22 protein-coding genes and 1 pseudogene are annotated in these 23,386 nt (G+C 55.0%); 7 read left to right on the forward strand and 16 right to left on the reverse strand.

The features are described 5' to 3' along the window. The first annotated feature begins 1,006 nt into the window (after positions 1–1,006). The 3 genes and pseudogenes from C443_RS21935 to C443_RS19770 all read left to right on the forward strand — a co-directional run bounded on the left by C443_RS21935 (position 1,007) and on the right by C443_RS19770 (position 3,261). Positions 1,007–1,531 (forward strand): hypothetical protein, encoded by a 525-nt coding sequence (locus tag C443_RS21935; RefSeq protein WP_005538659.1) that lies wholly within the window; start codon positions 1,007–1,009, stop codon positions 1,529–1,531. 104 nt (positions 1,532–1,635) lie between these two features. Beyond that, positions 1,636–2,039: pseudogene (locus C443_RS19765) on the forward strand (IS5/IS1182 family transposase); the annotation flags it as partial. A gap of 457 nt (positions 2,040–2,496) precedes the next feature. Continuing rightward, entirely contained in the window at positions 2,497–3,261 is a 765-nt protein-coding gene (locus tag C443_RS19770) for a DUF7093 family protein (protein WP_449271423.1), read from the forward strand. Positions 3,262–3,329: 68 nt separating this feature from the next. On the opposite strand, the gene C443_RS19775 is transcribed toward C443_RS19770, so the two are convergent. Further along, positions 3,330–4,019, reverse strand: coding sequence for a hypothetical protein (locus C443_RS19775; protein WP_311241346.1), 690 nt, complete (start codon positions 4,017–4,019; stop codon positions 3,330–3,332). A gap of 93 nt (positions 4,020–4,112) precedes the next feature. Between C443_RS19775 and C443_RS19780 the strand changes: the two genes are divergently transcribed. Then, a complete protein-coding gene (locus C443_RS19780; RefSeq protein WP_005538665.1) occupies positions 4,113–4,586 on the forward strand; it encodes a hypothetical protein in 474 nt (157 codons plus the stop codon). An 86-nt stretch (positions 4,587–4,672) separates the two neighbouring features. Here the strand turns inward: C443_RS19780 and C443_RS19785 are convergent, their stop codons facing one another. The 6 genes from C443_RS19785 to C443_RS19810 all read right to left on the reverse strand — a co-directional run bounded on the left by C443_RS19785 (position 4,673) and on the right by C443_RS19810 (position 9,098). Continuing rightward, on the reverse strand, positions 4,673–5,701 hold the full coding sequence (locus C443_RS19785) for a hypothetical protein (RefSeq protein WP_005538666.1): 1,029 nt from the start codon (positions 5,699–5,701) through the stop codon (positions 4,673–4,675). A gap of 162 nt (positions 5,702–5,863) precedes the next feature. Next, positions 5,864–6,820: a DUF7139 domain-containing protein gene (locus tag C443_RS19790; RefSeq protein WP_229727338.1), complete on the reverse strand. Its 957-nt coding sequence runs from the start codon at positions 6,818–6,820 to the stop codon at positions 5,864–5,866. A gap of 97 nt (positions 6,821–6,917) precedes the next feature. Further along, entirely contained in the window at positions 6,918–7,268 is a 351-nt protein-coding gene (locus C443_RS19795) for a hypothetical protein (RefSeq protein WP_005538668.1), read from the reverse strand. Between the two features lie 488 nt (positions 7,269–7,756). Next, positions 7,757–8,146, reverse strand: coding sequence for a DoxX family protein (locus C443_RS19800; protein ID WP_005538669.1), 390 nt, complete (start codon positions 8,144–8,146; stop codon positions 7,757–7,759). 73 nt (positions 8,147–8,219) lie between these two features. Beyond that, positions 8,220–8,801: a VIT1/CCC1 transporter family protein gene (locus C443_RS19805; RefSeq protein ID WP_005538670.1), complete on the reverse strand. Its 582-nt coding sequence runs from the start codon at positions 8,799–8,801 to the stop codon at positions 8,220–8,222. A gap of 6 nt (positions 8,802–8,807) precedes the next feature. Further along, the gene (locus tag C443_RS19810; RefSeq protein ID WP_005538671.1) at positions 8,808–9,098 is read right to left on the reverse strand and encodes a DUF211 domain-containing protein; all 291 of its coding nucleotides are present in this window, start codon (positions 9,096–9,098) and stop codon (positions 8,808–8,810) included. A 758-nt stretch (positions 9,099–9,856) separates the two neighbouring features. Between C443_RS19810 and C443_RS19815 the strand changes: the two genes are divergently transcribed. Both C443_RS19815 and rdfA read left to right on the forward strand, forming a co-directional pair. After that, on the forward strand, positions 9,857–10,753 hold the full coding sequence (locus C443_RS19815) for a universal stress protein (protein WP_005538672.1): 897 nt from the start codon (positions 9,857–9,859) through the stop codon (positions 10,751–10,753). 114 nt (positions 10,754–10,867) lie between these two features. Beyond that, on the forward strand, positions 10,868–11,482 hold the full coding sequence (gene rdfA, locus C443_RS19820; RefSeq protein ID WP_005538673.1) for a rod-determining factor RdfA: 615 nt from the start codon (positions 10,868–10,870) through the stop codon (positions 11,480–11,482). 83 nt (positions 11,483–11,565) lie between these two features. Here rdfA and C443_RS22495 read toward each other — a convergent pair whose 3' ends face one another. Further along, entirely contained in the window at positions 11,566–11,901 is a 336-nt protein-coding gene (locus C443_RS22495; protein WP_080505503.1) for a DUF7576 family protein, read from the reverse strand. Between the two features lie 1,271 nt (positions 11,902–13,172). On the opposite strand from C443_RS22495, the gene C443_RS22270 reads away from it, so the two are divergent. After that, the gene (locus tag C443_RS22270) at positions 13,173–13,304 is read left to right on the forward strand and encodes a hypothetical protein (RefSeq protein ID WP_268237885.1); all 132 of its coding nucleotides are present in this window, start codon (positions 13,173–13,175) and stop codon (positions 13,302–13,304) included. A gap of 198 nt (positions 13,305–13,502) precedes the next feature. Here the strand turns inward: C443_RS22270 and lpdA are convergent, their stop codons facing one another. From lpdA to C443_RS19860, 8 genes are all read right to left on the reverse strand, one after another. Beyond that, entirely contained in the window at positions 13,503–14,936 is a 1,434-nt protein-coding gene (gene lpdA / locus C443_RS19825) for a dihydrolipoyl dehydrogenase (RefSeq protein WP_005538676.1), read from the reverse strand. After that, the gene (locus tag C443_RS19830; protein ID WP_005538678.1) at positions 14,936–16,468 is read right to left on the reverse strand and encodes a dihydrolipoamide acetyltransferase family protein; all 1,533 of its coding nucleotides are present in this window, start codon (positions 16,466–16,468) and stop codon (positions 14,936–14,938) included. The genes lpdA and C443_RS19830 overlap by 1 nt, the downstream gene beginning before the upstream one ends. 1 nt (position 16,469) lies before the next feature. Next, positions 16,470–17,486 (reverse strand): alpha-ketoacid dehydrogenase subunit beta, encoded by a 1,017-nt coding sequence (locus tag C443_RS19835; protein ID WP_005538679.1) that lies wholly within the window; start codon positions 17,484–17,486, stop codon positions 16,470–16,472. Then, positions 17,483–18,631: a pyruvate dehydrogenase (acetyl-transferring) E1 component subunit alpha gene (gene pdhA, locus C443_RS19840; protein ID WP_005538680.1), complete on the reverse strand. Its 1,149-nt coding sequence runs from the start codon at positions 18,629–18,631 to the stop codon at positions 17,483–17,485. Before pdhA ends, C443_RS19835 begins: the two co-directional genes overlap by 4 nt. A 681-nt stretch (positions 18,632–19,312) precedes the next feature. Next, complete coding sequence (locus tag C443_RS19845) at positions 19,313–20,017, reverse strand: ABC transporter ATP-binding protein (protein ID WP_005538681.1); 705 nt, start codon at positions 20,015–20,017, stop codon at positions 19,313–19,315. Next, entirely contained in the window at positions 20,014–20,841 is an 828-nt protein-coding gene (locus tag C443_RS19850) for an ABC transporter ATP-binding protein (RefSeq protein WP_005538682.1), read from the reverse strand. Before C443_RS19850 ends, C443_RS19845 begins: the two co-directional genes overlap by 4 nt. Further along, complete coding sequence (locus tag C443_RS19855; RefSeq protein WP_005538684.1) at positions 20,834–22,141, reverse strand: branched-chain amino acid ABC transporter permease; 1,308 nt, start codon at positions 22,139–22,141, stop codon at positions 20,834–20,836. Before C443_RS19855 ends, C443_RS19850 begins: the two co-directional genes overlap by 8 nt. Then, a complete protein-coding gene (locus tag C443_RS19860) occupies positions 22,138–23,235 on the reverse strand; it encodes a branched-chain amino acid ABC transporter permease (protein ID WP_005538686.1) in 1,098 nt (365 codons plus the stop codon). The genes C443_RS19855 and C443_RS19860 overlap by 4 nt, the downstream gene beginning before the upstream one ends. Positions 23,236–23,386 lie beyond the last annotated feature (151 nt).

Genomic DNA, 23,386 nt, shown 5'->3' on the forward strand with positions numbered 1-23,386 from the left:
TGGGCCCTTCTGAAATATATTAGGTTATGAGGAGTTCCGAAGATCAAAAATCCAAATTGGCGTTTGGAGAGTAATCTGAGGCAGTTTCTGTTCACTGTATCGGCCGAAATCGCGCATTACAGCCCCGCTAAACCCGCTGTAGTCTCAACTTCCAGAGCCACTGTTCCATATATCGATATACACTTTAAATCAGCATTTGCTGAACTACGTAGAGTCATAAGTCATCGTCTGACGCCGTGAAATTCGAGATCGCGCTCGCAGACAGTGAAGAATTGGACCTTGGGGTATGTCGGGCAGTCGGTTGCCTACCTAGCGATTGGGGTATGTGTCTTCCGGGTTGGGACAGCTAAAGCACGCGAACGGGGTGTTCTTGGGCACGATTAATGCGTGGGAGCAGTGGCCGATAGTGTAATAGATCCGAAGGTCGCATCTGTGCTACGTGATGACATGAAATATTTCCCCAACCTATGGCTTGAATTTACATGCCCAAACGACACTATCATGATATAACAGGCGTACGCTTGTAAGATACAATGATTGAATTGATTCTATCTAGCGGTTTCTCAATAGACAATATCGTCGAAAACGCCCTCCGTGAGCCGTAGTTCTCCGGAAGCATTTATAACGATCACAGTGTGTCCGAATTTTCACTCTCGCCAAGCAGTATCTCGGATCCGGATCACCGGAGTAATTACCTGATTCTCGACGGGTTTGCAGTGGGCTAACGCCATCACCGACTGGATGCCGGCACGCTCCACAAAATCCAACTCAATTCAGTCTCCATGTCCGCTGAGGTCGCTGGTTTCTGGCATAGGTATCAAGAAATCCGCCCGAGTTACGTTTCATCTTGGTTGAACACAACGCTTTGGTTAGAATAGGGTTACTTGAGGATGTCATAGAACCGTTCGCATACCAGCGATTACAGTAGATTTAACCAGCGATATAGAGTATAGGGGATAATAAGAAAGAACTATGAAGCGGATACAATCCGAACACCTCTCCACTGATGATGACATTCAGGAACGGTTCGATAGATGAGGAGGAACCAACACATAAGCTGGTTACGCAAAGTCCGTCAGGAGTCAAAGACTGGGACGAAGAAGGGATAATCGGTGTTGAGAATCGAGCTATGGAGGTCATATTGGATCATGGCTCGACCGTCCACGTTGAACTTGACCCCGCTCATGGACAGTTCGAAACTATCCAAAACAAGTTGACCCAGGTGCCGGAATCGGATCGGATCTTCGTCGCTTCAGAACACGAGCATCGGGCGGTACTCCCCGAGGATCGCACATCTGTCGACTCATTGCTAGAAATCCAAGCCGATGATACTGACGAGTGGTCTGACCGACTATTTAATATTGAGGCGTTTGCAGTTCTCTCCGACCAGTCCTGGACGTATCGTTCGGTCCCTCACGAAACGCATATTCGTGAGATCAATACCGCTGGCCACGACGGACTGGTCGAAGAACTGTGCAAAACGCTGGAGCAACTACGAGGCACGACTGTGAAGCCATTTGATGGTTCGTAGAAACACTCTCACGAAGGTTATCCCACGAATTGGCTACAGAATTGGGGGGGAGGGAGCCATCGAACGGTTCCCACAACAAAGAGCGGGGTGAACGCTGAGGTGGAATGGTCCCAGCAATCCTGCAGAGTCATCCTGCGGTAGACTTGTTCTTCAATATCGAGATGAAGACATTAGCGTTGTTTGAGTCCCTCCCCTTCGAGTTTCTCGAAGAGTTCGACGTGTTCGCCCCAGCGCAGACGGGGCGAACACGAGAGCACAAACTACCAGAGCTGATGCGTGGTTTCCTCCACTGCTATTACAAGGACATCTACGGTATTCGTCCGGTTGAGCGGGAGCTACAGAACACGCCGTCCGGCTGAGTTGTGGCTTCGATCGACCGCCGTCGAGAGACGCGGTCGATCGCTTCCTAACCGACCTCGAACACGTCGTCGACGAGGTCTTCAAACATCTTGTCGAGCAAGCCGCCCGCCGCGGTCTGCTCGACGTGACCCACTGTATCGATTCCAGCAGGGAAGCCAGAAAGGGTGACGCGGTACCCTCGCCCGATATGTTCCTATCCGAAGTACTGAGTTCAAAGGCAAGCGCTGTGAGCTTGCTGTGGACGGTCAACTGCCGCGAGAACTATACTACTTGCTCTGCCAATCTGAGTCCGTGGTCAAACACTGCAGCAATCAGAGGTATCGACGGTATTTTTGTAAAGGTGCTGACCACACAATTCATATCAATCTCAATATCCATAGCATCCTGAATACTGGCTGACGATACCGAAGACGGAATAGATAGAAGCACCCGCGCTACTTGTCGTCTTCTTTGGGCCGAATATCTCGAAGATCCAGTCGTCACTATCAGTATCGATTTTGGGCGGGACGAGACTGATCGCAGACGCGTGCCTGCCTGCGTCTAACGCAACAGAGATGTCACTGCTGGTGAATACATTCTTAATCGTACGAAGCAAATGGCCGTGCATGGGACTGCGTTGTGAGGTATTTGGACACGACTTCGGGGAGACGACGATAGAGGAGTCGTATGACGAAGGTAAGCGTGGCACTGTCCTAACTGTTCGGGAATACGAGTCTTGCGAGCGCTGTGAGCATATCCGAAATATCTCTGAGAATCAAGGCTTGATATCCCCCACAGAAGAATCGAGAGCGAATGGCGAGCAGTCGGACAAAGTCGAACACAGAACCGAAAACAAGAGGCCAGCGGGGGTGAAAGAGAATGCGGAGGTCAAGACTGAAGCGAGAGACACGGGGCAGGTAGCGGACGAAACGGAACCGAACGAACCACCCGCATCGACGGTGGCTGCGTCAGACAACGTGGCAGAAACATCCCCAGATGTGGAGGCGAGTGACGAGTCACCGTCGGTGACCGAATCGACGCTTCTGGAAACGACTGATGACGCCGTGATACTGTCGGAGACAGAGGAACCAGATGACGACAGCTACACGCCATCGAATAACGACGATGCAGTCATCATTGATGATGCTGCTACAGACACGACAGAACCGTCGTCTGAAACCCCCGAAGAACCGGGTATTGGAAACGATCGAGACAGGCGTTCGTACTCGGCGGACCGCTCAAAGAGTACCACAAACGACTCAGTTCCGATGTATCAGTGTCCGAGGTGCGAGTTCGAACTCCCCGTGAGTGAATCGTCATTCTTTACCGGTGACGTTTGCCCGCAGTGTCGGGTCGGCTACCTCGAGGACGTATCAGATGGTGAGTCGTAGGCGCTCGATTGGACGTAATTTCGTGGAGAGAGTCGGGGTCAGACAGTGTTTTCGCGGGGAGAGCCCGATCAGTAGTTTTGAAACAGCAGTTTTCGTACGTCGTCTTTCGTCCGGGCGCTCACCGTTGAACCGTCGGGAAGTGTGACTTCGTATGGTTCGTCGTTCTCGGCTGACCGGGTCCACTTCTCGTCATGTTCGGTTAGTAAGCGGTTAGCAGCGGAAAGGGTATCACTCAGAGTGTCGTCAGCTGCCGAGTTCGACTCGGCCGCGCCGGCGCTTTCGATGGTATCGGATGACGATGTGGTTTGTGTCGACGTATCGGGCTGTGCGACGCTACGTCCGTCGTCTGGCGTGCCCCCCAGCATAGTTGGGCCGGCGGCCACCTCCTCACCCCTCTCGTTCGCTCTTTTTTCAGGTTCGATATCCGCGAGGCGATCTGCAAGTTCACTCGTTCCAAGTGCTGCGAGCAGCTTCCCCCGCATCTCGTCGGCCTCAATACCGCTTCCGGGAACTTCCGGCACCTCGGACGCGATGTGTTGGAGTTCCGGATACTCAGCCGAGGCGATTCGTTCGTAGTCGGTACGGCTCAGGCCGTGCTCGTCTTCCAGCTGGTCCGGCGGTGTGTATGTATCGAGGAGGTAGTCAACGACATCTTGCGTACGAATGTGGCCGTACGTCTCGATGAACGCGTCTTCAAGATCCTCCCGGATCGACGTCAAGTCATCCTGTTGTATGTCCGTAATCTCGATCTCCGGCATCACCTCCAACATCGGTCGCCCACGGCATAACTCGTTCCCTAGACTGCGGTAACTGACGGAACCATTGTATAGCAGAGGCACGCATGGTCCAGTATGCGGTGTCCCCGCTGCAAATCCGATCTCAGCACGTATACGCTTGCGACCGCTGACCAGACAGCTATCGTCTGTGAATCGTGCGGCTTCGCAGACATCTCTGCGTCGCATCACAACGAGGCCTCCCCCCCAGAGTCCTGGGAGTTCGCTCTCGCTCGGTTCAATCAGAATCCTGATTCTAACCCCGGTAGACCCGAAAACACTGGCCGTACACCCAGCGTTCCGATTCCGGAACAGGACGAGCCCACAGACCGACCAGAGTTCTCGCTTGAACAGGCTGGTGTCGCGGTGGGAATATCTCTTGGATCAGACGTTGACAGGTTCCAGCAGGACGCGGCTGACGAATTGAACCGTGTTCTCGACGAGAGCGAAATTGAACAAGGCGAGGAGGTTACAGCCAAATCTGATGAGAACGATGGGAATAGCCAAGACACGGAGACTGAAGCCGACGAAAACGGGGAAGAAACTGAGTAGCATCCAGCGTCAGTTGTACTGCCCGGGACGGGACCAGTGGTATGTTCGACTGACGCCGGCCAACAGTGCTTATTCGAGCCCAGCCGTTATTCGGCTGTAGCGTCGGATTCTTCGGCCTGCTCGTTTTGCCCCTCGCGCTCTTCTTCCGACCGCGCTGCGACGAGTGCGCCCTGTGCGACACTATATAGTGGATTCTCGGCTTGGCGGACGTCGCTGATTGAGAAGGGTATCTCGGACTCGTTGATCCGTTCGGCGAACAACTCTTCGAAGCCGTCAGGACTGGATGTCCCACCAGTCACGACAACCGGGACATCCAGTCCCTCCTCGACATCTTCCTCATCGACTTCACTGATGATGTTCTCGATGACATAGTCGAGGAGATTGTCGTAATAGATACTCAGTGCACCTTCAATACCGCCGACGTCCGTCTCGAAATTGAGGGCGAAGTCCTCCTCCTTAACCGAGGTGACCTTATCGACGGGCGTGCCGGTCGCCTGTGCAGCCTGCTCGTCGATCCAGTCGCCACCGCGTGCGATGGAGAACTTCATTACGGGGACTGCATAGTACGACAGACAGACGTTGGTCATCCCAGCGCCAAAGCTGATACCGAGGCCGGTGAACTCACGGTTGGCAAGCTCGGAGTAGATGACGGCCATCCCCTCATTGATCGGTTCCGGGCTGTAGCCCATGTCAGTGAGTAGGGACTCAATCGTCTTTTGATGATATAGCGTCGAGACATCGGCATCGATTGGGTCCGCGGGAACCGAGAAAAACAGGCGCTCGTTCGGGAACTCCGGCTGTCCCACCACCTGTTCAGTAATGAGCTTAATCATCGGAATAGCTGACTGCTCGTCGCTTGAGAGAATCCCGGCTTGCATCGGGCGGCGTGTCTCCTCACTGAAGATGTTCGCGAAGTTCAGGGCGTCATCACCAACGATGTAGACCCGATCATCCTTGCGGATGTGGAGAACATCACTTCTCGACAGCATCTGTTCGGCCATGTCGCTGTAGTCAATTTCGACGAAGGAGTTCCGCTGCTGCACGAATACCGTTTCGTTACCATCTTGGCGTGCAGACAGGAGGTTCATCGTACCGACATCGAGACCTTGGGGCATACAGTTGTATTCCTCCCACCAAGTTGAAAAAACTATCTTGTTTTGTTGCAATAGGTTACATCTTATTTATGATAACGGACGGGATGGTTCGTAGGAACATATTAATACAATGTAAACCACACAACAAGAGAACCACCGCGGAGTGTCTAGTGAACAGACGACTTATTCAAAGAGCAATGACCGAAGACGAGCAACAATGCTTCGTTGCTCTTTGACACCGGTTTCCACATCGTCGTCTTCGCTCTGCTCGTTTCGAAACTGCGTGAGAGCGTTGACCTGTTCTTCGGTACCGGTGCTTCGTTCCGTCTTTGATTGGCCACCCTGTAATTGCCTGAGTCCATCTACTGCGTCATCAACGTCATTGCTGTCGGCTCGTGTCGTGGTCGCCTCGGAATTCTCGATAGCCGTCCGATCGAGATCAGAGTCTGTTTCTGGCATATCCAGATTTAGCCGCTTAGTTTTTGGCTGCTGTTCGACACCACCCCACGATAGTTCCGCTCCTTCTAGTGCCTGTTCGATATCGTCGTCCACATCTGCTTTGCTGACAGACTCTGACTCGCTCTCGACCGACTCAACTGGTTCAGCTGCATCGCTTGTGGTTGCCGCTTTCTCGAGGTAGTGTGCAACCAGCGCTGCTCCTGTGGAGGCCGCAAGCATGACTAAGCCAGAGGCGTAAACGCTGATTGTCCAGACACTACCGTTGATTCCGCCACTGTTCGTCCATCCATACGGAAAGACGCTAATCAGAATTATCGTTGCGGCGAGACAGAACAACGTGCCGGCGGCACTGACGACCCGGGTCTTGAAGCCGACTGGCAGGAGTACGACGACGCTCAACAGCACGGAGGGCAGTCCGACGAATCCGACGACGAGTGCAACCTCGCGAATCTGCCAGTACGGTGCGCTCCCGGACTCTAGAACGTTACTGTACAGAAAGAGGCAGAATCCGACGACGGCAAGCGTAACTCCAGCAAAAAAGAGTCCGAACCCAACATAGATATCTCGCTCTTTAGCTGGTTCACCGATATATTCGTGATAAATCGACGCAAGCGTGTCGCGATAGCCCGACACTGGGTCGGCAGACTCGGGGGACCTGTCCGATGTAGATGCAGAGCTCATTCCATTTGTTATTTGGTTCCGATGGGTGTTAAAGATGGGCTTACCCTATTTCGTTCGATCCTGCCTGCGGGGGACGATGGGGAGGCGACACGCTAGTTCAGGGGCGCGGGGGAGTCACCCCTTCCTTGATCGTGACCCCGTCGTTCTGAATGTGGACGAAGATCGTCTGTTCGGGCTCGTCGGAGACTGTCACGGCAGCGACTGACTCGTGTTGTCGATCGAGAACGGCCTTAACCCTGTAGCAGCCAGCCTGTAACAAGTTGACCGAACAGCCGGACTGGCCTGACAAGAGCTGATAGTGGGCTGTATGACAACACACCTCGCTGTCGTATATTTCTATGCGGACATCATGTTTGGTATCGCTGGTGTTTCTGATGTGGAGGTCTTCGTGCGCTAGACGCCACTGTTCGCTGTTCGTCGGGAAGAGTTTACGACTCCTGGAGGGCATATCGACATGTATCTATGCTGCAGTTACGAATATGTCTTATGGATGGACAGTACATCTCTGTGTCATTAGTCTAAATCCACGTGTAGTGTCAATGTGTACCGGTTTCCAATCACTATCCATTCACATTTAATCTGGCAAAGTAGATCCCCAGAATATTGGAAACGCAAGAATCCAAATGTCATCTGTGCCGTGCATCCTCTTCACGGATGACTCCACTGTCGTAGACACGGGCATCGCGTTGCGCCTTCCAAGCGGATATCCGCTGAAAAACTGGCGGTCCCTCGCGGTAGTTCTGGGTCTCGGCATGATGGCGGTGAGCGGCCCTCCCGGCCTCGTTGGGAAATCCTCAGGGCCCAGCGGCGCTGGCTACCAGTCACGTCCACACCGACAGCTTCGGCTCACAACTGGTGACGACGGTGACGTTCAACTCCATCGTAGACGATGAAATAGGACCGAGCCGGCCCGGCACCTCGGGGCGTTCTCCACGCTCAATCGGTGTACCAGTACGCCCAGAGGATCAACACGCCTTGCAGCGGCAACCGTGCCCAGCGGGCCAGCGCAGACGGATCGCTGCCACCCGTCCCCTCAATGGTAACCATGGAGACGGCCATATACACGTTCGCGGGAAAGATCGCGAGGAGCAATGCGATCGTCGCCCATGCAGCGTACGAACGCGTCCGGGGCACCAACAGGCCGAGCCCGACAGCGATTTCGGCGACACCGGACAGGTACACCAGCGCAAGTGGCGCCGGCAAGACCGGTGGCACGATTTGGACGTATAGGTCTGGCACGACAAAATGCAAACCTCCCGCGACGACATACAAGAGCGCCATCACGTAGCACAACGGCCGTTTGAACTGCCGCAAGCCAACACGCATCTACGGCCATGTATGGCGGCCAATGGAAAGCAAGTTGGGATTTGTCCTCCAGTCAGAACAGAGTCGCAGTCTCTCACCCCGGAAGAAAGAGATTAAGAATTGCGACGACCAACCCGGCGAGCCCCATCCGCGCTGCGGCAACGTACCACCGCTGGCCCGAAATCGAACCCATGTAAGCGCCGAACGCACCCAACACACCGATACCCAGGCCGACCGCGATGAGTGCCGCCTCTGCCATTGTGACAACGGTCCCCTCGACACCGAACGGGGTCAGTGGAATCAGAACACCGATGAGTGGCCCCAGGCCGCTCATTATGGCATGTACGAAGCGGGCACCGCTCTGATCGCGTTGAACGCGGGTATCGTCGAGATCTTTGAGCATCGCTCGCTCGATGCGCCTGATTTCGGCCCGGGTTTCAGCTCGTTCGATTTCCCAGACGCTCCAGACCGCAGAGGTCCCGAGACCGACTGCCGCGCCCAGCCCGATTTTGATTACAGTGTACCCATCGGGGACCCCAGAAAGGACAGCGCCGACGATGATGCCGATGCTCGTCAGCGTCCCGTCGAAGCCGTTCGAGATGAAGTACCGGCGCGAGATCGCACGGACATCTTCCTTCCCGAGAAGACGCCTGAGGAGTTGTCGAATGGACGCCACTGCGCATCAGGCATCCTGTAGCGTCCGTCGATCTCTCACGACGCTGTCACCGCAGGCAACCTGATCCACGGAGTGTACTGACCCACCGAGATTATCGATCGTTTCTTCGATCGCTTCGAAGTCCAGGTCTTCACTTTCGAACGTGAGCTTGACGTTTTGCACTTCCTGATCTAATTCGATCAGTGACGAAGTGACGCCCTCGACGCTCTCAATTTCGGCCAGTTGGTTGGTGAACGTCAGTAACGGCGGGTCATGTGGTTTCAGTACATCGATGACAAGGCGTCGGACTGCTGCCATATCACATCACGCGAGGGGGTACAGTAAAAATGTGAGGAGTGTTTAGTTTGTATCATTGTGCCAACCAGCAAGTTGGGCCAGTACACAATAATTGTTGATCGATATATGATCGGCTATAATCTCTCAAACAGAAGTCAAATTGCGCTGGCTTTAGTTGGCGGTTCACTGGCAATGATAATCATTATGAGTAGGATAATACGAGCTAATACATTAAGTGAATTTGGGCTTTGGAATTATTGGATGATAATTGGAATGATTTTTTTTAAATAGCATCCCTATATATTTGTTCTTGAAATACGTTCTAGTACTTCCTCTACTAGCCACAATTTTAATGATTGGACTTGTGCTGTGGAAAGATTATGCGGCGGTTGTCGATAGTCCAGCACCACTCTTCTTTGGGTGGTGGTTTGTACCGTTAGCAGTGGCGCTCGTCTTGGGTGTTGTTGAGTATCTCGCACGTGGGATAATCACATAGTACCATTCACCTGTATTTTACTGCTCTTTGTCGGCTGTTACGTGAATATCAATCAGGAAAGATGTTATTAGACCACACTGTGTAGCTCTCCGAACAGCATCTCTGAGAGACCATGCATCTGAAAAGACGTCGAAGGAACAGTTTGCTGCGCAGATAATGGCACAGCAGGATCTCAGAGACCACAATCGAGGCGGAGACGCAAGCAGGGAGCCCGCTCCGACCACCGCGCTACGTCCGCCACCGCGAAGATAGCTGACCGGCAGTCAAACAAGCGACTACCAGTATGTACGACACCATCCTGTTCCCGACTGACGGGAGCGACGCCGCAGAATCGGTCCTTGAATACGCACTACAGATTGCAGCCGAACACGAGGCGACGATTCACATCCTCAACGTCGCAGACACTGGCCGAGACAGCGTCACCGCAATCCGTGGTGAGGTCATTGACGTTCTCGAAACAGAAGGGGAGCGCATCGTGGCGGAAGCCGCACAATATGCGAAAGACGAAGGCGTCCCTGTCGTCTCTGCGGTCCTTCAGGGAGACCCGCACAAGTCGATAGTCGACTACAGCAAACAGTCCGACATTGACTGCATCGTTATGCCGACGCACGGACAGCGTGGGATCAAGCGAATCCTGCTCGGAAGCGTCACCGAACGTGTCATCAACACGGCAGCGGTTCCCGTCGTTGCGGTCAACCCTACCGAAGATCGACCATTCGTGTACCCCTCCAAGCACGTCCTCGTCCCAACGGATGGAAGCCGTGGCGCAGCACTCGCAGTGACAGAGGGGATCGATGTCGCGAGGGCAACGGGAGCAACCCTCCACCTACTTCACGTTGTCGAGACCGGCGGCCTCGGGCCGGATGCACGCTCTGTCTTGAGAGAGGGAGAGTTGACTGAACGGGCAAATGAAATTCTGGCCGAAGCGACCGAGAAAGTCGAGAAGACGTCGCTTGACTCGGTCACCAGCGTCATCGAACACGGGAACCCCGCGAAGGTGATTTGCGACTATATCGACGAGAACGAAATCGATCTCGCGATCATGGGGACACACGGACAGACTGATTTCAGCAGGTACGTCATGGGTGGTGTCAGCGCCAAGATCATCCGGCAGTCCCCGGTCCCGGTGACGTGGGTTCGCGAGCCCGAATCCGAATCAGATGAGCAATTCAGGTCGTGAATCGGCCAACTTGTTCCAGAGCACGAGCTTGATAAATCTCTCCGTGTGAAAGCTCGACAGCCCTCACGGTATGCGGGAGTGTTTAGTAACTATGGGGTGCATCTAAATCGGAACATGACCACAGACGACTCACAGTCCGGGGGGGGAACGAACAAGGTCGATGCCGTAATTCGAAAATACGATCTTGTCGGGATGGGTGCAGAACTCGAAGATCGGTGGGTCGGCGCCGACGGAGAGGAAGAAAGTACCCGAGACCTCGCTGACTATTTCAATCAATCGGTGCTCGAGTCCGCCATCGAAGGGAGCGACGCTCCGACATTGAGTGGGGACATCCAACAGGTCTATCAGTCACTTCGCGAAGACGACGCGGACGCCCCGCTCATACGCTCCCGTCTCGAACAGAGCGGGGTCGACATCGAATCGGTGATGGACGATTTTATTTCCCATCAGACGGTGTATCGCTATCTCAAGAACGACCGTGGGGCGGCCCGACCCGAGCAGACGCCCGCAGAACGGACAGAAAGCGCCATCGACTCAATACAGCGTCTTCGGGGCCGAACCACCGCTGTAACGAGGCAGACTATCGAGAGCCTCGAAAAGAACGACGCCATCTCGGCAGGCGATTTCAACATCATCAACGAGGTACAGGTGCTGTGTGAGGACTGCGGCCGTAGCTACGATATTGTGGCGTTTCTGGAACAGGGTGGCTGCGACTGCCACTCCGAATGAGGACTCGGGCCGTATTCTCAAAACGAAGCCGGTTCCCAAGTCAGTCGTTCTGTAAACCGACAATGCGCCACGCCAGCCAGCGGTCAGCCAAGCCTCGGGAACCGAGCAGTCTTACAGTCGACACCGCAGAACGCGTATTCCGAAACGTTGCCAGCACTATCTCTGGTCGTGACATTACGATACCGGACGTTTTCGTCAATTGATGCCCCGCAGTGATCGCAGTGTCGCGTTTCAATCGAGCTAATTACGATCCTGATAGATTGGCTCTCAACGCTTTCGGGCGTTGCACTCCGCGCCCGGTCTGCGTTTGCGATGTCTGCTGATTGTTGGCTACGGTACTCCTGCGTGTTTTGTGCGTTCATGATGTCGCTGATTATGGATTTGTAGTTAGTGTCGCAGCGCTTCGTGAGATGGGTCATCGCGACCCGAAAACCGTCGGCTGGTGTTTGGGAACCAGCCAGGACCGACGTTTTCCACCTGTGTGCCGGCGTTTGCCCGCACTGTGGTGGTCTACGTCAGTTTAAAATTTGAAAAATGTAAAAAACGTAAAGCCGGATGTGAAAGGATCTGCACCGATCAAGTGCCGGGACAGCGGGCTTGCCTGCCAAGCCATACAGTCAACGCCCGGGTTCATGTGCTTATCTTTAATGGATGTACACTTAATAGTTCTGTGAGTGGTGTTCACACTCGACGAATATAATTGGACGAGACCTGTGAGTACAGCAAGGCTGCACAACGTAGCCAGGGCCTGTAGCGGTCATCTCTCTAAAACGCCTGGCTCGCTTTGAGCTTGTGAGCGAGCCCATCTCAGTGGCGAAACCATAGGCACTAACCAAATGATTAAATACAAAAGTTCCGTACTGGACAGTATGGAACCGGGTACCAAAACGGTAGAAACGCCCCGGAAAGCGAGCCAATTAGCGACTGTAGCGTCCGGTTATACGATCTTTACACCTTTTCCCTGATAACCCACGTAGACCACCACAGTCCGGGCAGTAACCCGGTATAGGTGGAAAACGTCGGTGAAACGACAGTAGCGGCCCCAGAGTACTGTGTAACAGTAGACGGAACAAGTCTGACCCTGTCAACAACGAATCGCTACAAACAATGAATGGACAAACTGAGCTGGAGCAGTCACTAGCGACTGTTCGTTGCGCTATGGAAGCCAGCAGCAACACAGCCGCCGAACTAAATATCCAAAACAAGTCAACTCGAATCTTGGTCGGCGGGTCACCGAGCTACCGCTGTGATTACTGTGGACAAGTGATCAGCGAACAGATGCAGTTCAGCGGGGTTACGATACGTGATCCTGACGGAGGGCTAACAGAGCATTTCTTCTGTGAAGAGAAGTGCATGACATCACAGTACCCCGACATCTAACCTACCTGTTTTGATTGCGACCAGACCAAATCGTAGATATTCGACGATATGGTACATAATTCAAGATTTTCGGATTGTGTCCGACGGTATAGAAAAATCAAATGATAGGAAGTAGCAGCGTACAGTACAATAACTGAACTTTGTCCTCAAATAATAGGTCGAGTGCATCCACAGCTACACTAAATCTAAACAGATACTCTATTGCCTCGTTCTGAAACATTGGTCGATATATAAATATTCTCGAAATGTTAATATTGGACGGTACAGAATAAGGGACGGCTTTATGTATTTCCATCAGCCATGACAGTGCATGACATGCTACAACGCGAGCAAAGGAATTCTGTACGAAAACCTTCCAACAGACGTACCGAGACCCGAAGAAGAGGAGAACAAGCTGAGCGCCAGTGACGGTGGCGCAAGCCAAACGGTCGCTAACGACTGAATCCGGAACGTGTATGGTGTCCGACGCTGGGGACTAGCTTCGATCTCTACCTACAAAAGAACGTAGTGGTCACTCAGCGGATATTCTGTTCCGGAGTTGTTGTTTACCTCAGTAAACATTATCGGATAGGCTATAGATGGGTATATATACATCGATTTTGAGGGTAGATCTGGTTCCTGAGGTATCAATATCGACAAGTCAGTTTTGTCTGTGGATCGCTTTCCCTCTCGCGTTCTGTGCGGCTTCCATTACCGCTTCACTTAGTGTTGGATGCACATGGACGGTGGAACCGATGTCCTGAAGCTTTGCACCCATTTCGATCATGGCCGCGATTTCTGCAATCAGTTCGGATGCCTCCGGACCGACAATCTGTGCACCGATCACACGCTCAGTTTCTTTTGCGGCGACAATTCGGACAAAGCCTTCTGTCCGATTTGCTGTTAGTGCCCGTCCAGACGCCTGGAACTGGAACTCACCTGTAACTGGAGTAATACCCTCGTTCGCAGCTTCGTCCTCCGTCAGCCCCACAGTTCCGATTTCCGGATCGGTGAACACCGCAGCCGGGAGTGCACGGTAATCGACTGCGGCGGGCTCGCCGGCGATTACTTCCGCTGCAACTTCTCCCTCTTTCGATCCCTTGTGTGCCAGCATCGGCTCACCCGCAACGTCACCGACCGCGAAAATATGCTCCTTGTTCGTCCGACATCTGCTATCCGTTGGAATGAATCCCTGAGCATTGGTTTCGACGCCGGCATCGTCGATACTGAGCGTATCAGTCACCGGGCGTCTGCCGACGGCAACGAGTATTCTGTCGGCAGTGAGTTCTATCTCGCTATCATGCGCTGTCTCCTCCGCGGGAACAGCAGTCAGGACGGCCCCACCCTCCGATTCTTCCCAGCTGTCCGCCGTGTACCCGAAGTGGAAGTCGACGCCGAGACGCTCTGCTCGCTCCCGGACTATCGAGGCAATATCTTCCTGATAGCCGGGAAGCGCTTGCTCTAGCATCTCGATTACCGAGACGTCGCTCCCGAGTCGGCTGTAGACTGTCGCTAGCTCCATACCGATGTATCCGGCACCAACGATCACGAGTTCGTCGGGTACCGTTTCGAAGTTCAGAGCGCCATCGGAGGAAACGATACGGTCGTCGTCGAAGTCGAACCCTGGGACTTCAATCGGCCTGGACCCCGTTGCGATGATGCAGTGGTCGAATTTCAGTGATTCAGAGCCCTGCCCCTCTCCCTGATGGACGATTCTGATCTTGTTTTCATCAGCAAATTCGGCTGTTCCTTTCATCAGATTCACGCCGGCTGCCGTACATAATTGCTCGATACCGCTCGTTAGTTGGTCGACGAGTCCGTCTTTCCAGCTAATCATCTCGTCGAGCGCAACTGTTGGGTCTGCGTAAATCCCCAGTTCCTCCGCCTGGCCCGCCTCTGTTGCCAGTTCTGAACCGTTGAGCAGCGCTTTAGAGGGGATACAGCCACGGTTGAGACAGGCCCCCCCATACTCACCCTTTTCAACGAGCGTGACATCGAGATCAAGCTGTGCAGCACGGATTGCGGCAACGTATCCGCCAGGGCCCGCGCCGATAATCAGTACGTCAGTCGAGGTAGTGACATCTCCGACGACCATTATTCTAGTAGTAGCAGGTTTGGATTTCGTAGGTACTTCTGTACGGAGTTCGTGAACCGTGCGGCGTCTGCACCGTCGAGTACTCGATGGTCGAACGAGAGCGATAGTGTCATCACGTGACGTGGTTCTATCGTCTCTTCACCATCGGCTTCGACGACCCGTGGCTTCTTTTTGATCTCTCCCAGTGCCAAGATGGCGCTTTCCGGCTGATTGATGATCGGTGTTCCGTACTCCCCGCCGATCCCGCCGATGTTCGAGATAGTGAACGTCCCGCCACGCATTTCCTCCGGCGAAAGACTCCGTTCCCTCGCTCTCTGGGTTTTTTCGTTAGTTTCCGATGCGACTTCGAGCAGGCCTTTCGCATCAACATCCTCGACAACGGGAACCAGCAACCCGGCATCAGTTGCTGTTGCGACACCGATGTTGTAATACTGCTTTTCGACGATTTCTTCGTTTGCTTCGTCGAGGGAGACGTTTATCTGTGGGTTCTCTTGCAGGGCCGCGGCACACGCTTTCATCACGAACGGCATGTATGTCAGTCGGATATCGTGCTCCTCGGCCTCCTGCCTAAGGGTCGAACGAGCGTCGACCAGCGCAGTCACGTCGACCTCGTCCTGATGAGTGACGTGTGGGGCCGTAGATTTCGACTCCGTCATCGCGGCTCCAATCGTCTGCCTGATCCCGTTGTACGGCGTCCGAGACTCCGGGCGTGCCGACTCGTCAGCCGCTGCCCTCTCGGCGACTGCTTCTTTATCCTTTTTCTGTGCCTGCTGTTGGGCCTTTGCGTACTCTTGGACCGCTTCGAGCGTGACAAAGGGTTCTCCGTCCTTTCGTTCATCAGTGGGGACAGTATCGAGATCGATCCCTTCCTCCGCTGCGACGTGTCTGGTTTTCGGGACGGCCACCGTCGTCGCCCGGTCTGTCGTTTCTCTCGCCTGAACTGAGCTGACAGACTGCGTCGAAGGTGCCTGCTGTTTTTGTCGCTCTGCAGCAGCGGTCTGCTGGTTTGACTGCTCCTGAGTTGAGGAGTGAGAGCCCGTGTTCGCGTGCGCGCGAACATCTGACTCCGTTATGCGTCCCAGAGACGAGTCCGCAATGTTGGAGATATCGACGCCCAGTTCGCGGGCCAGACGCCGTACAGACGGCGGAGCGGCGACCTGGACGCGCTGTGTCACCGCTGGTTCTGACTGCGTATCTTCGGCTGGCTGTGTTGGTGCTTCGTCGGTTTGGTGCCCGCTGTCCGCAGTGGCGTCGTCTGCAGGCGTTGGTTCAGTTCCGTCCAGTTCGTCTTCACCATCGAGCTGGAAGACGATAATCACATCACCGACGGGGACGGTCTCACCTTCCGCAGCACGGAGTTCTTCGACGACACCGTTTACCGGAGATGGGACGTCAACGACGGCTTTGTCAGTCTCGACTTCCGCTACTGGCTGGTCTTCCGAAACTGAGTCGCCCGGCTCGACCCGCCATCGAAGCAGTTCGCCCTCAGCGACGCCTTCACCGACATCGGGTAGTTCGAATTCACGTACCATATTAGAACTCGACTGTTTCGCGGATGCCGTCCTGGATACGGACCGCCTGTGGTAAGTAGTAATCCTCTAGCGAATGGAGTGGCATGGGGGCATCGAAGCCGGCGATTCGTTTGATTGGCGCTTCCTGATGAACGAGCGCTTCTTCCTGAATCGTCGTTGCGATTTCCGCCCCTAGTCCCCCGGTCTTCGGCGCTTCGTGTACAATCGCGGCTCTTCCGGTCTTTTTGAACGAGTCAGTAATCGTCTCTGTATCGAGGGGTGACAGGGTCCGCAGGTCGATGACTTCGGCATCGATGCCGCGTGACTGGCTGAGATTCTCCGCAGCGATCAGGGCGGGGCGGGTCATTGCTCCCCACGTGTAAACTGAAATATCGCTCCCGTCACGCCGGACAGCAGCCTCACTCAGCGATACTTCATACGGTTTCGTCGGGACATCTTCACGGAAGGCGCGGTAGATCAACTTCGGTTCCAGGAAGATGACTGGATCCGGGTCGTGGATAGACGCCGCAAGCAGTCCCTTTGCATCGTAGGGCGTGCTCGGCGAGACGACCTTGAGGCCGGGCTCGTGCACGAAGAACGCTTCCTTTGACTCGGAGTGGTGTTCTGGGGCGCGAATCCCGCCGCCGTATGGAGCCCGTATGACCATCGGCACTGAATACTGCCCCTGGCTACGGCTCCGGAGGCGCGCAGCGTGACTGACGATCTGGTCGAACGCAGGGTACATGAAGCCCATGAACTGCATCTCGGGAACAGGCTTCATACCGGTCTGGGAGAGACCGATCGATGCACCGACGATGCCGGCTTCTGCCAGTGGCGTGTCGATGACGCGGTCTTCGCCGAACTCTTCGTACAGCTGGTCGGTGGCTCTGAAAACACCACCGTTCTTTCCGACGTCTTCGCCCAGAACGACGACGCTATCGTCCTGTGCCATCTCTGTGTACAAGCCGTCCTGTATCGCCTCCACGAGGGTGAGACTCTGGGCTTTCTGGCCCGCCTGTGTACTGGCTGTCGAACTCATTCCAGCACCTCCGAGAACGCGCCGTCGTCATACTTCTCGCGCAGCCTGTTCAGTTCGTCCCGCTGTTGTTCGAGCCGCGCTGGAACGTCCTCGTACACGTGCTCGACGATATTGTCCGGACTCGTCTCCGTCTGCTCCGCCGTTTCTATCGCCTCGCTGACTTCCTGTTCGATTCGGTCTTGGATCTCACTCTCGAGGTCGGAGTCGAGGATGCCCTCGTTGTACAGATACGTTTCGATGCGGTCCACAGGGTCGCGGTCCCGCCAGACTTCCTCCTCCGATTCGTCTCTGTAAACAGACGGGTCGTCCGCAGTGGTGTGCGCACCGAAGCGATACTGGACGGACTCAATAAGGGTTGGGCGTAGCTCCCCGGGACCCGGATTCCGGGCCTTCTCCAGTGCCTCACTGGCGACTTTGTAGACCGCCAGCGGGTCCAGCCCGTCGACTCGAACGCCGTCGATACCATATGCCTGTGCCTTTTCAGCGATGGTTTCGCTCGCGGTCTGTCGCTCTCGGGGGACCGAAATCGCCCATTGATTGTTGTTGCAGACGAACACTGCGGGGACGTCGAACACCCCGGCGAAGTTCAGTCCTTCGTGGAAATCTCCTTCGGAGGTCGCACCATCACCGAGATGACACAGGACAGCCGTATCGGTCTTTCCCTGTAGCTTGTGTCCCCACGCCATTCCCATGGCCTGTGGAACCTGGGTCGCAATCGGAATATACTCCGGCATCACGTTGACGTCCTCGGGGATTGCGTATCCTTCTCGATGACCCCTCAGTGGCTCGAAAAGGGATGCAAGGTCCATCCCGTGTGCGTACTTCGCTGCGTGTTCCCTGTAGGTCGGGAACAACCAGTCTTGCTCGGCAAGTGCCAGGCTCGTAGCGACCTGTGACCCTTCTTGTCCGGTCATTGGTGCGTACGTCGCTAGCCGCCCCTGTCGCTGGAAGCTGATCGCTCGCTGGTCGAAGTGACGAGCGAGCTTGATTGTCTCATACAGCTCAAGTAACTGCCTGTCTGAGATATCCGGAACAGACGCCTGTGGTAAGACGTCGCCTTCAGCATCCAGTATCTGGACGATATCCGAGTCTTCTCTGACGGCCGCTGGCACGTCCTTGCTTCCTGCTTCGTTTTTCATGTTCATTGTTTTCGATGATGTTTTATGTATTTGACAGCCGCTCCCTCAACAGACCCTGATAACCCGAACAGCCGCTGAGTACGGCTCTCCGAGCGTGTTCAAGGCTGGCGTTTTCCACCGGGCACAGGGACCACCTGTGTGCCGGCAGTCTACGCCAGTTTAAATGTCGAAAATGTAAAAAATGTAGCTGTGGAAGAGGGCAGTGCCCAATCCATTAACTGCCGGGACAGCTGACCTGCAGGGCAGGCGATAGGGTTCAAGCCCGGATGCATATGTGGAGTCTGACATGGTAGATACTTATTGTTTGTGCGATACTCGTTCACACGCCACAGTAGCTATCCCAGCGTGAACGGTGATAGATACTGGTCCGAGGAGTCGTGGCGACAGGAATACGTAAAATATAGTTGACTATTATATCCGCGTGTCCTATCTTGTGATGATGGTAACACAACATATATTCAGACGCTAATACGGCTAGGTCGATATAACGAGGTGCTGTGAAGAATTAAATACATTCAAACGTCTATAATTTCACGGGATCCGGATCCGCAGTATGGAAATCGGCTTGCTGATTATGGACCGTCAAGGACTCAACGACCCATCCGGCTCAACGGTCCGTACAGTTTCTCGCGTAGACCCTCTCCCGTGGCAATTGGCAGTTTCCAAGCCAGCGCTGGAGTACAGGAGCTACCCACCGAGGAAGTCCTCGCGAACCTGTTGGTCGTTGAGAAGTGCTTCACCACTGTCTTCGTGTCGGTTTTGTCCCTGCACGAGGACATACCCTCGGTCGCACCGCCGCAATGCCTCTTTGGCGTTTTGTTCGACGAGGAGAACGGCGGTTCCGGCGTCATTAATCTCGTCGATGCGGTCAAACATCTCATCGACGAGGTCTGGTGCGAGGCCTGCGCTGGGCTCGTCAAGCAGTAATAGATCCGGATCGAGCATGAGCGCACGGCCCATCGCTAGCATCTGCTGTTGCCCTCCGGACAGCGTCCCTGCCTTCTGCTCTGATCGCGTTTCGAGTATCGGGAACCGGTCGTAAACCGCCTGTAGCCGCTCTTCCGGGAACTGGTCCAGCGTGTATGCACCCATCTTGAGGTTCTCCGTGACCGTCAGCGGCTCGAACACGTTGTTGCTCTGAGGGACGAAGCTCAACCCATACGAGATGATATCTTCCGGCTGTTCGCCGGCGATATCGCGGTCATCGAATACGATCTCACCCCCCATATACGTCGTCAGTCCGAACACTGACTTCATCACAGTGGATTTGCCCGCACCATTAGGGCCGACGATGGTGATGTACTCCTCCTGCCCGACCTCCATATCGACGTCTGTGAGAATCTGCAGATCACCGTACCCGGCGTCAAGTTGCTGTACTGACAACAGACTCATATTTTCACCTCTTCTCCGAGGTAGGCATCAAGCACTTTGTCGTTGTTCTTGACTGCGTCCGGTTGTCCCTCTGTGAGAACACTCCCCTGATGCATCACGATGACCGTATCGCAGTTGTTCATGATAACGTCCATGTCGTGTTCGACGAAGAGGAAGGTGTAGCCCTGCTCTTTGAGCGTATGTAACCGGTCGATGAGTTTCTCCTCGAGCGTCGGATTGACTCCCGCAAGCGGTTCATCCAGCAGTACCATCTCGGGGTCGGTCATGAGCACACGCGCCATCTCAAGCAGCTTTCGTTGCCCCCCTGAGAGATTGCCGGCAGATTCATGCGCGACGTGCTCGATCTCGAACAGTTCGAGCATCTCCCAGGCCTGTTCTCGGAGTTCCTTTTCCTGTTCGACGACCTGTGTTCTAGCTCGTGGGAGGACCGCTCGCCAGACTGCTTCGCCAGCCTGATTCTGTGGTGCCAGCATCAGGTTTTCCAGTACGGTCATCTCCGATAGCTCTCGTGCGATCTGGAAGGTTCGGACGAGGCCCTGGTTTGCGACCTGATCCGACCGGTACCCCGTTATCTCCGTGTCGTTGAACTCGACTTCCCCTCCATCCGGACGTTGTACACCGGTAATCAGGTCGAACGTCGTCGACTTGCCAGCCCCATTCGGACCAATCAGACCGGTGATCGACCCCTTTTCGACGTGGAAAGAGACGTCAGCGACAGCGGTAATACCACCAAACGTCTTTCGTAGATTCTCCACTTTGAGTATCTGTTCTTGCTGTCCCTTCTGAGTCTGGTCGTTCCGTGCTGAGTGCGCGTTCTTACTCATTGTCGTCCTCGCGAGTCGCCTGTTGTGAGAGGGCAACGCTCGATGCGATTGCTTTTCGGTGGCCAAGCAGGCCGTCCGGATGCCGTTGCATGAGATACACCAGAACGATACCTAATAGCATGAGACGGAGCGCGGAGATGCTCACGTCTTGCACAGAATAGGCCAGCAGCGGCGTGATATCAAGGGTCCCCAGTTCGGCAAGCGCACCGACAAGCGTGTCGGGGGCGTTGCTGAGCTGGAGGTACTCTGCCACGACCCGGCGGATGAACGAAGGCCCCTCGAAGAGCAGGCTCGCAAACAGGGCACCGCCGACGATACTCCCCGTTGGTGACCCGGTCCCACCGATAAACAGCGCAATGAAGATATAGAACGTCTGTATCGGTTTGAACATCCGTGGCGATGCATAGCCCCCGGAGAGCCGCCAAAGGATGGCGATCAGGCCCATGAGCGCACAGCCGAGCGCGAACGTCTTGATCTTGAACAGGCGCGTGTCTTTTCCCAGCGCCTGCGTGACCTGCTGGTCCTCGCGGATGCTCTTGAGGACCCGTCCAAAGGGAGACTTCCCGATACGGATCATCAGCCAGTACAGAAGGCCGAGACAGAGACACAACGCAACCACGTACGCCCAGCCGATGACCAGCGTCTGCTCAATTCCCAGTGGTTCCACGGCGCTGAATATCGCTGCACCTAGGGCATTTGGCGCTGGGGCTGTTGCGGCCGGATCTGTGTAAAAGAGAATCCGGATCGGGTTCGATGGCAGGGACAGCCCCGTCGCACCGCCCGTTCCGAATGCAACGCCGGCGATGCGAGTGTTCGCAAACTCCGGCGCACGGAGTGTGAGGCGGACGATTTCCGAGAACGCGACAGTGACAATCGCAAGATAGTCGGCACGAAGTCGGATCGCAGGCAACGCTGCGAGGCCGCCGACGATCCCAGTCACGAGGATAGCACCCACAATCGCGACCGGGAGCGGTAGCCCGAAACCGGGCGGACTGGCCGTCACTGGGGCGGTCAGTATCCCCATCGTGTACACACCGATTGCCATGAACCCGGCCGCTCCGAGATTGAACAGGCCCGCGTATCCCCACTGGAGGTTCAGTGCCAGCGCTAACATTGCATAGATCGCCGAGAGGAACGCGACACGACGGAGCGTGTTGACTGTGCCATTCAGCTGGAATCCAAGCACGACACTGAAAAGCGCGTACAAGCCCCCGATCGCGAGTGCCAGGGCGATGAGCAAGCGCACGTCGTTGTTACCAAGCCAGCCCTCAGCCCACGTCTGGAGAGAGCCAGTACTCATGCCGTCGTCCTCCCACTGAACAGTCCCGACGGGCGTACGAGCAGCATGACGATCATGATAACAAACGCCGCAACCAGCAGGAAGCTGGCTGGAATCCAGACGAGCGCGAGTCGGCTCGCGATGCCGAGAATGACGCCGCCGACCATGGCGCCGTAGATCGAACCGACACCGCCGAGGATGACCGCTGCGAACACCAGTAGCAGCAGGTCCCACCCCATCGTCACTGTGAGCGTCCCCTGCTGTAGTGCGATAAGAAAGCCTGCACACCCGGTAAGCCCACCGCCGATAATCCAGGTGAGTTTGACAACGCGCTCCGTCGGGATGCCCGTGACTTTTGCGAGATCCTTGTTCGCAGCCATTGCACGCATCGCCGTGCCGATTTTGGTGTACTGGAGCAGAATGTGAGTGCCAAGCATCAGAAGTGCGGCGACGACGACCAGCGTAATCTGGTGTCCGCCGAACGTGACGCCCGCAATAGTGAACTGGGGGACGTTGCCACCTGTCAGCCCACGGCTGTCAGTCAGGAACGAGTAGGTGAGGAAATTACGGAGGAACAGTGCGACGCCGACACTGGCAATCATCAGCGTCACACCATCGGCACTGCGCATCGGTTTGAACACGATACGATCCAGCAAAAGCGAGAGGGCGGCTGTCAGGACCGCAGCGACGAGTAAGCCAGCCAGAAGCGCCAGTGGGGTATTGACGACATTGATCCCGAGCTCGTTCGAACCGACTGCGATTGGGCCACCGATAAGGATGAGCGATTCGATAGAGAACTCACCGAGTCCGGCAATCAGAAAGGCCGTCGCCCAGCCGGCGAACGCACCGCTCGTAATCAGATCACCGTGGGCAAAGTTCGCGAAGTTGAGAATACTGTATGTCATCGAGAGGCCGACGCCGGCCAGTCCAAGTGACATTCCAAGCACCAGCCCGTTCCAGAGATAACTCACGAGGTCTGTGACGGCAATTGTTCCAGTGCCTAACTGTCGAAAGATGTCGAATACGAGAAACACGCCGATAACTGCGAATATAGCGAGTACTGGGCGGTTGTATACCAGATTCTGTCCACGGCTGTAGTAGTCTCGTGCCGCCATACTTTGGTGCTCTGTACCCAGTGTTAAAAATCTTGATGTAAAATCGTCATAGAATCCCATGGAACCGAAGATATGCGTCGATTTCATGCTAGTATTACACACGGTACCAGTTGACACTACTAGACAGGTGACAGATAGATCAGACGGGCTT

The organism is Haloarcula argentinensis DSM 12282, from assembly GCA_000336895.1.
In the GTDB taxonomy this organism is placed as follows: Archaea; Halobacteriota; Halobacteria; order Halobacteriales; family Haloarculaceae; genus Haloarcula; species Haloarcula argentinensis.